This is a genomic window from Thauera sp. ZXT1-4 (genome assembly GCF_052598215.2).
The window spans coordinates 12,005-26,770 of sequence record NZ_JBQWSN020000021.1; the positions used below are offsets into that span (position 1 = coordinate 12,005).

General features: G+C 65.2%; 11 protein-coding genes and 1 pseudogene. 5 read left to right on the forward strand and 7 right to left on the reverse strand.

Features of this window, described 5'->3' with window-relative positions:
• Positions 1–1,680: 1,680 nt before the first annotated feature.
• From ACUH78_RS14295 to ACUH78_RS14325, 7 genes and pseudogenes are all read right to left on the reverse strand, one after another.
• Positions 1,681–1,791: pseudogene (locus tag ACUH78_RS14295) on the reverse strand (AAA family ATPase); the annotation flags it as partial.
• A gap of 45 nt (positions 1,792–1,836) precedes the next feature.
• Positions 1,837–2,943, reverse strand: a complete 1,107-nt coding sequence (gene trmA, locus ACUH78_RS14300; RefSeq protein ID WP_445333800.1) for a tRNA (uridine(54)-C5)-methyltransferase TrmA — start codon at positions 2,941–2,943, stop codon at positions 1,837–1,839.
• Positions 2,944–2,947: 4 nt separating this feature from the next.
• Positions 2,948–3,661, reverse strand: a complete 714-nt coding sequence (locus tag ACUH78_RS14305) for a hypothetical protein (protein WP_418363217.1) — start codon at positions 3,659–3,661, stop codon at positions 2,948–2,950.
• A 16-nt stretch (positions 3,662–3,677) separates the two neighbouring features.
• A complete protein-coding gene (locus ACUH78_RS14310; protein WP_418363216.1) occupies positions 3,678–4,961 on the reverse strand; it encodes a hypothetical protein in 1,284 nt (427 codons plus the stop codon).
• A 3-nt stretch (positions 4,962–4,964) separates the two neighbouring features.
• Positions 4,965–6,069 (reverse strand): peptide chain release factor 2 gene (prfB, locus tag ACUH78_RS14315; protein ID WP_418363215.1). Its coding sequence is split into 2 segments (ribosomal slippage): positions 4,965–5,987 and positions 5,989–6,069, totalling 1,104 coding nucleotides; the frame shifts between segments, so codons are not numbered across the junction.
• Positions 6,070–6,283: 214 nt separating this feature from the next.
• On the reverse strand, positions 6,284–7,987 hold the full coding sequence (gene recJ, locus ACUH78_RS14320; RefSeq protein WP_435751092.1) for a single-stranded-DNA-specific exonuclease RecJ: 1,704 nt from the start codon (positions 7,985–7,987) through the stop codon (positions 6,284–6,286).
• Positions 7,984–9,060 carry a hypothetical protein gene (locus tag ACUH78_RS14325; RefSeq protein WP_435751093.1) on the reverse strand — a complete coding sequence of 359 codons (1,077 nt, stop codon included), beginning with the start codon at positions 9,058–9,060 and terminating at the stop codon, positions 7,984–7,986. The genes recJ and ACUH78_RS14325 overlap by 4 nt, the downstream gene beginning before the upstream one ends.
• A gap of 183 nt (positions 9,061–9,243) precedes the next feature.
• Here ACUH78_RS14325 and ACUH78_RS14330 point away from each other — a divergent pair, with 183 nt between their 5' ends.
• From ACUH78_RS14330 to ACUH78_RS14350, 5 genes are all read left to right on the forward strand, one after another.
• On the forward strand, positions 9,244–9,714 hold the full coding sequence (locus ACUH78_RS14330) for an Xre family toxin-antitoxin system antitoxin (protein WP_435751094.1): 471 nt from the start codon (positions 9,244–9,246) through the stop codon (positions 9,712–9,714).
• Entirely contained in the window at positions 9,714–10,226 is a 513-nt protein-coding gene (locus ACUH78_RS14335; protein ID WP_418363211.1) for an RES family NAD+ phosphorylase, read from the forward strand. Before ACUH78_RS14330 ends, ACUH78_RS14335 begins: the two co-directional genes overlap by 1 nt.
• 354 nt (positions 10,227–10,580) lie before the next feature.
• Positions 10,581–11,081, forward strand: coding sequence for a hypothetical protein (locus ACUH78_RS14340; protein WP_445333801.1), 501 nt, complete (start codon positions 10,581–10,583; stop codon positions 11,079–11,081).
• A gap of 385 nt (positions 11,082–11,466) precedes the next feature.
• Complete coding sequence (locus ACUH78_RS14345; protein WP_445333802.1) at positions 11,467–12,114, forward strand: hypothetical protein; 648 nt, start codon at positions 11,467–11,469, stop codon at positions 12,112–12,114.
• Between the two features lie 512 nt (positions 12,115–12,626).
• Positions 12,627–14,765: a YgiQ family radical SAM protein gene (locus tag ACUH78_RS14350; protein WP_445333808.1), complete on the forward strand. Its 2,139-nt coding sequence runs from the start codon at positions 12,627–12,629 to the stop codon at positions 14,763–14,765.
• Position 14,766: the final 1 nt, after the last annotated feature.

Genomic DNA, 14,766 nt, shown 5'->3' on the forward strand with positions numbered 1-14,766 from the left:
GGTTTCGGCACTTACGTAGGTTTCGGCCTTGGCTGCGAGCAATTGCGCCGACTGCAGGCCTAGCAGGCGCTGGCGGATCGTGGTGAGCCGGGCTGCGGCCGCATCCAGCTTGGGGCGCAGGGCCTGGAGCTGCTTGTCCAGCCCGGCGATCTCGTCCTGCAGCGCGGCGATGCGCGACTGGCGGGCGAGCTCGCCGAAGTGGAATTCCTGCGGCCGGCCGAGGTGGCGTGCGCCGCGGCGCTCGCGGTGGTAGCCGTCGCGGGTGATCCATTCCTGCTCGCGCGGCAGGTCGCGCGCGGCCTCGGCGTGCTCTACGCGGCGGATACGGTTGAGCAAGTCGGCGAGCCAGCGCGGCACCGGGGCACTGAACTCGACCACTTCAGCGAGGCTCATCGGTCGCGGAGGCGGCGCATTCTCGCGTTCCGGGACGATGAAGTGCCGGAAGCGTTCGCGCTCGCCGAGCGCCCATGCCGCATGCCGGTCGGCTTCGCGTTCGAGCAGGATCAGATTTCGGTAGGGGCGCAGGATGGCCTCGAGTGCGGCCTGCCACGCGGGGTCGATGACCTCCACCACCTCGGCCAGGCTCTTGTGCGCGATGCCGTCGGCCGTGAGCTTGACGCGAAAGCGCGCCACCTCGGTGTCGCCCGGCGGGCCGGCCCGGTTGCGCTCGCCGCGCAGGGTGTCGGTCTTCTCCTCGAAGGCGGTGACCAGCTCTCGCTCCTTGCGGCGCAGTGCGGCGAGCGCAGCGTCGGCTTCCTCATGCTCCTTTTCCAGTGCGACGGCGTCTGCGCCGTGTTCGCTGGCGAGCTGGGCGCGCAGCATGTCTCGCTCGTCGAGCAGCTTCTCCAGGTCGCGCACGCGGTCGTGGGCGGCGAGGTAGTGCCTTTCGGAGGCGGTGTCGCTTTCCTTCAGGCGCTTGCGCTCGGCCTGCGCGCCTTCCTGCTCGATACGCACGCCCTCCAGGCGCTGGCGGGATTCGCGTTGCTCGACGAGTTTCTCGGCGCGCTCGCGGCCAACGCGCTGCAGGGCTTCGCGTTCGCTGGCAATCTCGCGCTCGAGTTCGGCGATTTCGAGGCGGGGGACGATCTCGGCCTCCAGCGCCTGCACTTCGTCGGCAAGCTGCTTCCACTCCAGGAAGCGGTTGGCCTCGGCCTTTTTCTCCTCGGCCTGGGTCTTCAGGCGGTCGAGATCGATGCCGAGCTCGCTCAACTCGCGCTCGGCGGATTTCTGCTCCTCGCGCGCGGCCTGGTAGTTGTCCAGCACCTCCTTGTCGCCGAAGACGTCGAAGACGAGTTCGAGCAGGGCTTTGGGCGAGTATTCGCACAGCTTGTCGGTGTCGCCCTGTTCCAGCGCGAGCACCTTGGTGATGGCTGGGGTCAGGCCGCCCCAGGCGAGGCGGTTCTGGTAGTCGCGCAGGCCGATCCAGTCGTTGGTCTGCTCGAGCGCCTCGATCGCCAGATTGCCGTCGACGATGGTGTAGTCGCGGATCCAGTCGCCGCCGGCCTTGCGGATGCGGCAGGCGAGCGTGACCTCGTCCGCCAGGCAGGGGAAGAAGGGCCGCTTGCCGCTGTGGCCGGGCTGGTTGGCGACCACCGCGCGGATCCACGCGAAGCTGCGATCGGCGCGGCGCACGTAGCGGCGGAAGTCGCGCTTGCCCGAGCAGCGCAGCGCGAACAGCGTGCGCAGAGCGTCGAGCAGCGTGGTCTTGCCCGAGCCGTTGGGGCCTACGATGGTGATGATCTGCGCGTCCAGCGGCAGCGAGAAGCGCCGCCAGAAGTCCCAGTGGACGAGCTCGAGAGTCTTGATGTGGAACATGGGCCGGGGTCGCGGTGAGGCTCAGCGCCGCTGCAGCAGCAGCCCGCACTCGAGGTGGTGGGTGTAGGGGAACTGGTCGAAGGCTGCCGCCGCGGCGATGCGGTGGGTGGCGGCGAGCGCGGCGACGTTGGCGCGCAGGGTCTCCGGGTTGCAGGAGATGTAGAGGATGTTGTCGAAGCCTCGGGCGAGCGCAATCGTGCCGTCGTCGAGGCCGGCGCGCGGCGGGTCGACGAAAAGCGTGCTGAAGCGGTAGCCGGCCAGGTCCACGCCCTGCATGCGACGGTACTGGCGCCCGCCGGCGAGCGCGTCGCTGATCTCCTCGCTCGCCATGCGCACCATGGTGACGTTGCCCACGCCGTTGTCGGCGAGGTTGGTGTGTGCGGCGCGCACCGAGGTCTTGCTCATTTCGGTCGCGAGCACACGCCCGAACAGCGGCGCCAGCGCGACGGTGAAATTGCCGTTGCCACAGTAAAGCTCAAGCAGGTCGCCCGGGCCTTGCGAGCGTGCGCCCACTGCCTTGGCCTGCGTGCGCGCCCAGGTCAGCATGTGCTGATTCACGCCGCCGTTGGGCTGGGTGAAGCTGCCTTCGAACTGCTGGTAACGCAGGCGCTGGCCGTCGACCTCGAGCACCTCCTGCACCCAGTCACGATCCAGCACGATCTTCTGCTTGCGGCTGCGGCCGATGAGCTGGATCTGCAGGTCGGCGGCGAGCGCGCGCGCGGCCGCCTCCCAGGCCTCGTCGAGTGGACGGTGATAGACCAGGCTCACCAGGCACTCGCCGCTCAGCGTGGCGAGAAACTCGACCTGGAAGATCCTGCGCCGCAGCGGCTCGCTCGCCTGCAGGGCGTCGCGCAGGCGCGGCATCAGGGTGGCGATGGGTTCGGCGGCGGCGGGGAAGGTTTCGAGCAGGATGGGCTGCTTCGGGTCCGCACTGTCGAACATCGCGTAGTCGATGCGGCCCTCGTGGTGCCACAGGCGGAACTCGGCGCGCAGGCGGTAGTGCAGCGGCGCGGAGCGGAAGACCGCGGGCTCGGGCAGGTCGAATTCGGCGAAGTCGGCGCGGTAGCGCGCGAGCTTGGTGGAAAGCTGCTCTTCGTAGTGCGCGGGGTGGATGTCGGGCAGGGCCATGGATTCAGCGCTCCTCTTCCGTGGCGTCTTCCTCGTCGGGGAGCACGTCGGCAAAGTCCAAGGCATTGGCCGCAGGCATCGCGTGGCCGGCGGCGGCGAGCACCTCACCGAGCGTGCCGTGGATGACGCGGTCGGCCATCACCCGGTAGTCGAGCGCAAGGTCGAGCAGGGGGCCTTCGCTGATCAGGCCGTTGCGGCGCTCGATGAAGCCGAGGCGGGCGAGCTTGCCGAGCATGAAGTTGCGTACCTTTGTGCGCCCGCCCAGGCGCGGGCCGAAGTCGGCGATCAGCGAAGCCTCGGTGAGTGTGCCGGACACGGACTCGCCATGTGCCACAGGTTTGTCGGCGCCGCCGAAGAGGTCGGTCTGGCCGTCGTCGATCCGTTCGCGGCGGGTGACCTGACGCTCGCGTTTGGGCAGCACGATCAGCGACCAGAGGATCACCAGCAGCGCGATCTCGTCGCGCGTGAGGCCCAGATTGCTGGCGGCGTATTCGCGCCCACCGCCGAACACCGGCTCGGCCATTTCGGACTGCAGTGCTACACCGACATGGGCGGCGTAGGGGTTGTCGAGCAGGCGCAGGCCGACGTCGGCCAGCCGCCGGTCGAGCTCGAGGCGGAAGGTTTCGTCTACCAGCGCGCGGCGCACCTGCTTGTCGCTGCGCGGCAGCCAGCGCTGCGCGAGCAGCCGGGCGGTGAGCGTCTTGAGTTCGTGTTCCATGGGCAGTCCTGGCGGCTCAGGCCGTGGCGGTGTTGCGTGGGCGCACTTCGCCGAGCGTGATCGCGGCGATCTCGTCTTCGCCGACGGCGGTGAGCGTGTCACCAAACTCGACCTCCAGCGGCAGGCGCATGAAGCTGCTCACTGGGCCATCCTCCGAGCCGCCCTCGGGACCGGTACGGGCGCCATCCGCAAGCAGGGCGAGCAGCGACAGACGGTAGCTTGCCGGCGCGAAGCCGCCGCCGGCGATCACGCGCTGGAGTGGCTGCGGCGCCGGCAGGCCTTCGAGACGGTGGGTGAAATGCTCCAGCAGGCGCAGGTCTTCGGTGTGTGGCGCGACCTCGCCCGAGGTGTCGTCGGGCGGCGGCAGGCGCGCGTCGATCGCGGCGGTCACCGCATTGCCGTCGAGCTGGCTTTCGGCACGGTCGAGCAATTCGTGACCACCGGCCAGCAGTGCGAGCTCGGGCACCGCGGCGAACGCGTCGAACGCGAGCCCTGCGAGCGCATCCGCATCCAGGCTGCGAAGCCAGGCGGAGACGTCCGAGGACGAGATGCCCGAGGCGCCCAGCGTTACCCGCTGCGACTCGATCTTGTTGAGCGCGCGCTGGAAAGAGGCGTCTGCGCGTGCGAGACGTGACTGCGCCAGACCGATGCGTTGGGCAACGCGGGCGATGTCGAAGTCGACCTCGGGGTCGGCAAGCAGCTTGTTGAGCAGCTCGGTGCCGCGCTCCAGCCAGCGCCCGTTGGCCGACAGCCGGCGACGTGCATCGAGGATGCGAAACTCGGAGCCCGAGGCGATCGCCTCCTCGAAGTGCCAGGTGAGGTCGTTAAGCTTGGACAGCAGATGGCCGAGGGATTCGGCCGTGACGCCGCCCACGGCCTGCAGGCCGGCGAGCTGGGCGGTGAGGAAGCCGAGCTCGGCGTCTTCTTCCTCGCCGAAGCGCAGCAGCATGGCGATCGCCGCCACCGCGTTGCGGCCGATGTCGGACAGCGCGTAGTGGCCGTCCTCGCCGATCGCGAGCAGGGCGTTGTCGCGCAGGCGCTTCAACACCGTTTCGAGCTTGACCGGGTCGAGGTAGGTGAAGCGCGCGCGCAAGGCCTCGGGCGCCCAGCGCGGCGAGTCCGCTTCGCGCCCGATCTCGCGCAGCACCAGCAGGCGCATCAGCACCTCGGGCTCGGTGCCGCGGAAGAGCGTGATGAAGGCGTCGAGTAGCGGACGGGCCGAGGCCAGCGCCGCGAGCTCGGGCACCTCGTCGGCGTCGACGCCTGCGGCGAGGAAGTCGGACAGGAAAGGGTCAGTCAAACCTTAGACGCCTTGCTTCAGGCTCGCCGCAATGAAGTCGTCCAGGTCACCGTCCAGAATGGCCTGGGTGTTGCCGACCTCGTAGTTGGTGCGCAGATCCTTGATACGGGACTGGTCCAGCACGTAGCTGCGGATCTGGTGGCCCCAGCCGATGTCGCTCTTGGAGTCTTCCAGCTTCTGCTGCTCGGACTGGCGCTTGCGCAGTTCGGCCTCGTACAGGCGCGCCTTCAGCATCGACATGGCCTCAGCCTTGTTCTTGTGCTGCGAGCGGTCGTTCTGGCACTGCACGACAATGCCGGTGGGCTCGTGGGTGATGCGCACCGCGGAGTCGGTCTTGTTGATGTGCTGGCCGCCCGCACCCGAGGCGCGGTAGGTGTCGATGCGCAGGTCGGCGGGGTTGATCTCGATCTCGATCGAGTCGTCGACCTCGGGAAACACGAACACCGAGGTGAAGCTGGTGTGGCGGCGCGCGTTGGAGTCGAACGGCGACTTGCGCACCAGGCGGTGGATGCCGGTCTCGGTGCGCAGGAAGCCATAGGCGTATTCGCCGGAGAACTTGATCGTGCAGTTCTTGATGCCTGCGACCTCGCCCTCGGTCTCTTCCATCAGCTCGACGGTGAAGCCCTTCTTTTCGCCGTAGCGCAGGTACATGCGCTCGAGCATGCCTGCCCAGTCCTGCGCCTCGGTACCGCCGGCGCCGGCCTGGATCTCGATGAAGCAGTTGTTCGGGTCCATTGGGTTGCTGAACATGCGGCGGAACTCGAGCTTCTCGATCGCCTCCTGCAACTCGACGAGGTCGGCTTCGACCGCCTCGAAGGTGTCGTCGTCGTCCTCGGCCTCGGCGAGCTCGTAGAGATCCTTGAGGTCGCGCGACTGCGCGTCGATCTGCTGCAGCGTCAGCACCACGTCTTCGAGCTGGCGCTTTTCCTTGCCAAGCTCCTGGGCACGTTCGGCGTTGTTCCAGACCGCCGGGTCTTCCAGTGCGCGGTTAACCTCTTCGAGCTTCGATGCTTTCACATCGTAGTCAAAGATACCTCCGTAGTTCGCGACCGCGGGCGGCGAGGTCGGCGAGTTTTTCGGCGATGGCGTTCTGGCGTTCGGCTTCCATGGCTGCGGCTCCGGCTGAATCTGGAAAACCGCGCATTATACCGGCCATGAGTCGATGGGCGTGTGTGGCATCGTTTCGTGCCGCATCGTTTCGCGGACGGCCATCGCAGTGCAGTGCAGCGCGGTGCGGGCGGACTTGTCAGCGACCTCGCGCCATACGAAGTCGCACGTCCGTGTGTGCGGTCGCGCGGGTTTCGTCCGGGCGGGTGCCCGGATCAGGCTGCCTCGAAGTGCTCCACCATCAACTGCACGCTCGACACCCCTTGGTATTCGTTGATGCCCAGCCGGTAGGCGGCGTGGATCTGTGCGGCCGCACCTTCGGCGTGGTTGAACTGGATGGCCTCGTAGCGGCTGCCCCCGCGCGAGAGCTCGAGCTTGAGGTGCTTGTCCTTGAGCAGGCGCTGGCGCTCGACGCGGAACACGTCGTCGAACACCGGCGCGGGAAAGCCCTGGCCCCAGATCTCGTTGTCGAGCATGCGCACGGCGTCGAGCGCAAAGTAGCCCGACTCCAGGCTGCCGTCCGTGTCGATGCGTCGCTCGAGTTGTGCGGGCTCGAGCAACTCGCTTACCACCTCCTCAAAGGCTGCGTCGAAGCGCGCGAGTTCCGATTCGCGGATGGTGAGTCCGGCCGCCATGGCGTGGCCGCCGAAGCGCACGATGAGGTCGGGCTGGCGCTTGGTGACGAGATCGAGCGCGTCGCGCAGGTGCAGGCCGGGGATCGAGCGCCCGGAGCCCTTGAGCTCGCCGTCGTTGGCACGGGCGAAGGCAATGGTGGGGCGGTGCAGCTTTTCCTTGATGCGGCCGGCGACGATGCCGATCACGCCCTGGTGCCAGTCGGGCTCGAACAACGCCACGGTGGCGCGGTTGCCGGAGCTTACTTCCCCATTGATCCCGGCCAGGCGCGCGAGCGCTTCTTCCTGCATGCCGGCTTCGATGCTGCGGCGTTCGCGGTTGAGCTTGTCGAGTTCCTGGGCGATGTTCATCGCGCGCCCGGCGTCGTCGGTGATCAGGCACTCGATGCCGAGGCTCATGTCGGATAGCCGCCCGGCGGCGTTCAGCCGTGGGCCGATCATGAAGCCGAGATCCATTGTGCTGGCGCGTGCCGGATCGCGTCCGGCAAGGGCGAAAAGCGCGCGGATACCGGCCTGCATGCGGCCGGCGCGCATGCGCGCAAGACCCTGTGCCACCAGGATGCGGTTGTTGCGGTCGAGCTTGACCACGTCGGCCACGGTGCCGAGCGCCACCAGGTCGAGCAGGTCGGCGAGGTTGGGCTCCGTGCCGCCGGCAAAGGCGCCGCGCTCGCGCAGTTCGGCGCGCAGCGCGAGCATCGTGTAGAACATCGCGCCGACGCCAGCCAGCGCCTTGCTCGGGAAATCGCAGCCGGGCTGGTTGGGGTTCACGATCACGTCGGCCTCGGGCAATACATCGCCGGGCAGGTGGTGGTCGGTGATCACGGTCGCCATGCCGTGCGCACGTGCCGCGGCGATGCCCTCGACGCTGGCGATGCCGTTGTCGACCGTGATCAGCACGTCGGGCTCGAGCCGCGCGGCGATCTCGACCATGGCGGGGGTGAGGCCGTAGCCCAAGGTGACGCGGTCGGGCACCAGGTAATGTACGTCGGCGCCGAAGGCGCGCAGCGCGCGCATGCCCACCGCGCAGGCGGTGGCGCCGTCGCAGTCATAGTCTGCGACGATTACCATGCGCGCGCCGGCCTCGATGGCGTCGGCGAGCAACACGGCGGCTTCCTGCGTCCCGGTCAGCGCTTCGGGTGGCAGCAGGTTCTTGAGGCGGGTGTCGAGCTCGTCGGCGCGAGCGATGCCGCGCGCGGCGTACAGGCGGGCGAGCAGCGGGTGCAGGCCGGCGTCCGCGAGGCGGGCGAAGGCTTGCTGCGATACGGGGCGGGACTGGATGCGGGTCATCGGTCGGAATGTGTATTCGGGGGCGAGGGCGGCCCGGAAGTCGTCAGCGGTGCCGGGGCAATCGACTTCAGCAGCGCCTCGAAAGCATAGGGTTTGCGCCAGAACTTCCAGCGGTCGCTGCCGCGGTTCTTGACCACCAGCGTGCCGCGGTCGCCTGGTGCGGTGATGCACAGGGTGTCGAGCTGGCCGCGCCGCAGCGCGTCGGCAAGCGGGGCGAACCAGTCGCGTTCGAGTGCCTGGAGGCCACGACGCCAGGCGTCGAGATCGAGCACCTGCGCGGGCCGGCGCAGGTCGTCCAGCACGACCAGCGTGTCCTGCTTCAACGCAGAAGCGAGGTTGGGTGCAGCGACCGGACATCGGCCGGCACGTGCGAGCCCGATGCTGAGCGGGTCGGTGGCCTGTACCAGGGCCGCCGGCGCCCGCGGCATGGGCTCGAGTTCCCCCGCGCCCCATAGCCACACGCTGTTGACGGGCCGCTGGCCGGATTCCTCGCGTGCCCGGCTGCGCGCGTGATTGTGCAGCACGATCTGCGCTTCGTTCATCGTGCGCTGCCACAGCCGAGCGTCCTCGCCCTCGGGGAGGAAGTGCTTCACCGGTCGGCCGACGACGTCGTCCAGGGGGTACAGCGTGACGTTCGTGGCCTTCGGCAACCGAAGATACCAGCGTGTCGGGGTGCAGGCCTCGAACGCCCCGAGGTCGGCGAAGATTTCATTGAGCGCAGCGACCAGTTCGGCGGCTTCCTCCGCCGCCAGCTGGCCGTCGTCGAAACCCTGCAGCAGCAGGTGCTCGCGGGCGAAGGAGAGGTTGACCGGGTCTGCGCATAGCCAGTGGCTGTCTTCGTCCGGGGGTTGCGCGCTCGTTTCGCCGAGGCGCCTGAGTGCAGCCAGGGGAAGTGGCGCGCCGTGCAAGCCGAACAGCCCTGCCCGTTGACCATCGTAGGGCTCGAAATCGCGCACCGAGCGCGACCCGCGGCCGAGCAGGGTGGCGAGCCCATCGAGCGTCAGCCCGGAAGCGGGGCCGAGCAGGGTTGCGGTAGGCCACAGCAGGCCGGGGATCAGGAGCTGGATCTGCATCGAAAGCGCATCATGGGGAGCGGCACGAGTCTAGCATGTGCAAGGGGGCATCTGCCGCGCGCCAGCCCGCGCCCGTGGTGGGCAGCGGCCCCGGATGAGCCTGTTGGGTGCGAGTTGACAGAAGCCGGCGCAAAGCCTTCAATTGATGCACATGAAAGAATCACATGATTGCATGGGGCCAGCATGAAGACGACGCCTTCCACCGCCCGCGAACCCACTGCCGCCTACGTCGCAGGGCGCGTCCTTGGCGGTGCGAGCATCGAGCACTACCTGCACGCAGCATCGGCCCTCGAGCGCGATCACATGGTGCGCGAGGGGTTTGATACGGGTTCGCTGGACGCGTTCGCCCACCGTTTCGGCCGCAGCGGACGCAGCCTCGCGCAGCTGCTGGGTGTGGCGCCGGCCACCTACGATCGCCGTGTGCGCGAGGGCAAGCCCCTGTCGCAGGATGACTCCGATCGCGTCGCCCGGCTGATCGATGTCGAACGCGCCGCTGCGCGCGTGTTCGGTGATGAGGCGGCGGCCCGCGAATGGCTGGCTGCGCCGATCCCGGCGCTCGGCGGCGCGATCCCCATCGAACTGCTCGCCACCACGCCGGGCCACCAGGCCGTGATGAACGCCCTGCGTCGCATCATGGCCGGCACTGCTGCCTGATGGCTGCGCGCAGGGCCACCTTGTGGCGGCTGGCGCAGGATTGGGTCGATCTCGAAACCGGGGTGCGCTTGTGCGTCGCGGAGGATTTCTCGTGTGCAGGCAACGGTGCGGCGGCCGTCGGCGGTCGTTGGAACAGCGTGGGCAGGCCGGTCATCTACCTGGCGGACAGCCTGGCCCTGGCGCAACTCGAGAAGCGCGTGCATACCCCGCTACGCCCGCCACGGGATCTGGTCGCGGTCGAGGCGATGCTGCCCGCTGCGGTCGTGGCAGCAGCCGAGACGGTCGTGCTCCCTGAAGGCTGGGATGCGGACAACGTCGACTGGTCGGTGGGCTGCGCGGTGTCGCAGCACCTTGGCGACGACTGGCTGGCGCGTGGCAGCGCCTTGCTGCTGCGTGTGCCATCGGTGGTGGTGCCGGTGGGGTGGAATTACCTTCTCAACCCGGCGCACCCGGATGCGGGGCGGGTGAAGACGCGTCGGATCGAATACAGGCCTGATGCGCGGTTGTGGTAAAGGGGGCTCGTTGATCGGGGGCGCTGCTCGGCCTGACCCAGGGCTCGCTGTTTGGCCCGACTGACGATCAACGGCAGCTATAAGACTTTGCCTTTTCAATAGCGACTTCCGGCCAGAAGCCGTCACTGGCCATCCGAACCGGATAGCGGTCATCTGAACATAGAGGTATGCTACGTACTTATTTTTAGAATGAAAAGCACAAACTCATGATTTGGCTTCCTATTTTGTTTTGCCATTTTTGATTGCGTGCCGCTTTTTACAATATCAAGCTTTATGCATAAAATATTTTTTTATTAACAGGACTCGGCTGGCAGATTAGTTTTTCAGCCAAGCTTAATGTTCATATTGAGTGCGATGTCTGCTATGAAAATTAAAAAGCTGGGATTTTACTTAGCTCTTGGTTCTGTAGCACTAATAGCTGCCGCTTGCTCGCCACAAACGGCAGAATCTGAATGCACCAGTATCAAAGATAGGGCAGCAGAACTTAATTCACGAGTCCCTTTAAAAATAGACTTTGTAACGACGCTTGTGGGGGTTTCAGTATCCTACAGTGACGGGATTTGTGATGTACAAATAACCAACTCAGTTAATGAGCTGACCTTCATTAAAACTATTTCTCTTGTAAATCTCGAGCAGAATGCTGCTCAGCTTGATCTAATCCAAATCCACAATCTCATTTCGCACCTCAATTCAGAGGAAGGGCGGGGGTTCTACCTAGAGAAACTTGTGAGCGATTTAACAGAAAAGCCATTAATAAAATCCACTCACAAGGACATCAAAACAACCTATGTTTACATCTTTGACCTGGGAAACATAAAGCCAATGAAAGTTACTCTATTAAATAGAGGGCAATAAAATAAATCTTGAAACGTTTTTCATTTTGAATGCTAATGAAAGATGGGCGCTCTGGATTAGCTCCTAAACTATATTCTTACAGGTACGGCATGAGAGGCATAAACGGAAAATTTTGATTGGGGAGGACATTCTGATGGGTTTGCTGAAAATGCTTGGCCTCGGGCCGAAAGAAAAAATATGTGCTGGGTGTGGTGAGAAATCGATCCTGCGTGATCGGAAGCAGCCCAATCCTCGTCACCCGGGCAGCACGAGATATTGGGGGTGTCCATATGGCCCTGGTCTGTACTGTTGTAAGCCAGAAAACGTAGGAAAGAAAATCGCAATAAATGTTTTTGCTCGCGGGCAAAAGCGGTGGGCATGAAACCCAAAGAGTTTTCGGAGAGCTATGCCTCTTGACCTAATGAAGCCGACTGAACTCCATCGCGAGATGTTTCGCCGCAATGTCCTAGAAGGCTCAGGTCTGGTTGGCCCTCTCTACGCCACCGATGAGCTGCAACGTTCTCGTTTTTTCATAGAGACGATGGAGAAGATCATTTACTCCTCGGAAACCGCTGAGATAAAGGTGCTTGAACAAAATATCACCTCTCTCACGGAGGAAGACCAGGAGGAATTCTGGCAGTGGAACTATCCCATTCACTGGCAAGATATCTTTGGCGTTCGCATTCGGTCTGCATTCGTCGTGCAGCTTTGTAGCCACATCGAGGCAACACTCGGCGATATTGCCCACCGTGTCCGGGTAATCGAACGCTGCGCTATTGAGGTACGCCACATAAAGGGCTCGACTCTTGAGCAACACAAGCTCTATCTAGATACTTTCGCTAAGTTTGAGGGGCCACCACCGGATATTTGGAAGAATATGGCTCACGTCTTCCGTATTCGCAATGTCCATGTTCATCAGCAGGGCTATGGCGGGGAGATTGCAAACGACAGGGAGTTTTCATTGTTCTTGGCATCTCTGCCAAATATTAGAATCGAGAATAACTTTATCGAACTCCGGGCTGGGGCGTGCACTGCCCTCCTCGAAATTGTCTAGGAGTTTCACGGTGCTATCGCAAAGGCATTCGAAGCCTATCGCCAACGCGCATTGGCCATTGAGCGGCTGTCTCTCGCGCCCGATTCATGAAACTTCGGTCGACCGGACGCCCGGTAGGCTGCGTTGCCTGTGCTCTCCGCGCTTCGCGCTCCAGCTGCAGATTACCTTCGACGTTGAGCGGCAGGTTTCCTCAAAACACAACGGCAGCAACGGGTCGGTAGTTCTACGTTGCAGAATCGAAAAGCTGTCGTTCGGCTCGTCCGGTGGGCCAGGTCGGTTGCGCCCGCCCGCGCCCGGGGGGACACCGGATCGTGGTCCGGGACGAGTGTGACGGGCAGTACCCGGCGGGCAGGGGCGTAACGGTGGCGCACCGGCTCGTTACGCCCTATACAATGGCGCCCATCATGCGACCACACCCTGCCTCCCGCACCGCGCTTTCCGTTGTCGAATCAGAGGTTTCCAGCATCGTCGACGGTGCAGTCGCGGGCCGCCGCGCTGCGCCCTTCCTGCCCATGTCGCGCAAGGAGATGGACGCGCTCGGTTGGGACCAGTGCGACGTCATCCTGGTGACCGGCGACGCCTACATTGACCATCCCAGCTTCGGCATGGCGCTGGTGGGGCGTCTGCTGGAGGCGCACGGATTCCGTGTCGGCATCCTCAGCCAGCCGGACTGGCATTCGGCCGAGCCTTTCCGCGCACTGGGCAAGCCGCGTCTGTATTTCGGCATCACCGCCGGCAACATGGATTCGCTGGTCAATCGCTACACCTCGGATCGCAAGATCCGCTCCGAGGATGCCTACACGCCCAACGCCGAGGCGGGCAAGCGGCCCGATCGCGCGGTCACGGTCTATGCGCAGCGCGCCCGGGAGGCCTTCCCCGGTACGCCGATCGTCATCGGCAGCATCGAGGCCTCGCTGCGCCGGATCGCGCATTACGATTACTGGTCGGACAAGGTGCGGCGCTCGGTGCTGCCGGACTCGAAGGCCGACATCCTGCTGTTCGGTAATGCCGAGCGTGCGCTGGTGGCGCTGACCCACAGGCTGGCAGCGGGCGAGCCGATCGAGGCGATCCGTGACCTGCGCGGCACGGCCTTCATGGTCAAGCCCGGCTGGCAGCCGTCGAACGAATGGCACGAGGTCGATTCGCTCGCGCTCGACAGACCGGGCCGCATCGATGCGCATCCCGACCCTTACGCGATGGAGCCGACGGCCGCCGCGCCCAAGGCTGCCGCCGACGGTGCGCAGCCGGTGCGCATCGTGCCGGCGGCCGAGCGAGTGGCCGCGCGCCGCGCCGACCGCGCGCGCACGGTGATCCGGCTGCCGTCCTACGAGCAGGTGAAGGACGACCTGGTGATGTACGCCCACGCCTCTCGGGTGTTCCACCTCGAATCCAACCCGGGCAACGCGCGCGCGATGGTGCAGTGCCATGGCGAAGGGCCGGGTGCGCGCGACGTGTGGATCAATCCGCCGCCGGTGCCGCTGATCACGCCCGAGATGGACTTCGTCTACGACCGCCCCTACGCCCGCGCACCGCACCCGAGTTACGGCGATGCACGCATCCCGGCCTGGGACATGATCAAGTTCTCGATCAACATCATGCGCGGCTGTTTCGGCGGCTGCACCTTCTGTTCGATCACCGAGCACGAGGGGCGCATCATCCAGAGCCGCTCGCACGAATCGATCCTCCACGAGATCGAGGAGATCCGCGACAAGTCGCCCGACTTCAAGGGCCACATCACCGACCTCGGCGGGCCGACCGCCAACATGTACCGCATGGCCTGCAAGAGCAAGGCGATCGAGGAGAACTGCCGCCGACTGTCCTGCGTGTATCCGGGCATCTGCGAGAACCTGAACACCGACCATTCCTCGCTGGTCGAGCTCTACCGCAAGGCGCGTGCGGTGCCCGGGGTCAAGCGCATCACCATCGGCTCGGGACTGCGCTACGACCTCGCGGTGCGTTCACCGGAGTACGTCAAGGAACTGGTCACCCATCACGTCAGCGGTTTGCTCAAGATCGCGCCCGAACACACCGAGGAGAACACGCTCTCCAAGATGATGAAGCCGGGCATCGGCGCGTATGAGGAATTCCGCCAGATGTTCGAGAAGTTCTCGGCACAGGCGGGCAAGAAGCAGCATCTGGTGCCGTACTTCATCGCTGCGCATCCGGGCACCACCGACGAGGACATGCTGAACCTGGCGCTGTGGTTGAAGAAGAACAACTTCCGCCTCGATCAGGTGCAGACCTTCCTGCCCACGCCAATGGCGCTGGCGACCACGATGTACCACGCGCGCAAGAACCCGCTGAAGAAGGTCTCGGCCGATTCCGAGGTTGTGGAAACGGCTCGTGCGGGGAAGATCCGCAAGCTGCACAAGGCCTTCCTGCGCTGGCACGACCCGGAAAATTGGCCGACCCTGCGCGAGGGGCTGACGCAGATGGGGCGCGCAGACCTGATCGGCAACGGCCCGCACTGCCTCGTTCCGCGCCACCAGCCTGGCGCAGCGCTTGCGGCAGGGGCGCGAAAGGAGAAAGGCGGGCACTGTGCCCGCAAGAAGGTGCCGAGCAGTGCGCCCGGGAGCGCACCCAAGAGCGGATCCAAGCCCACAGCCGGAAACCCCCCGCAGGTCGGGAGGCCGCGCCGCGGCCGAGCCTGAC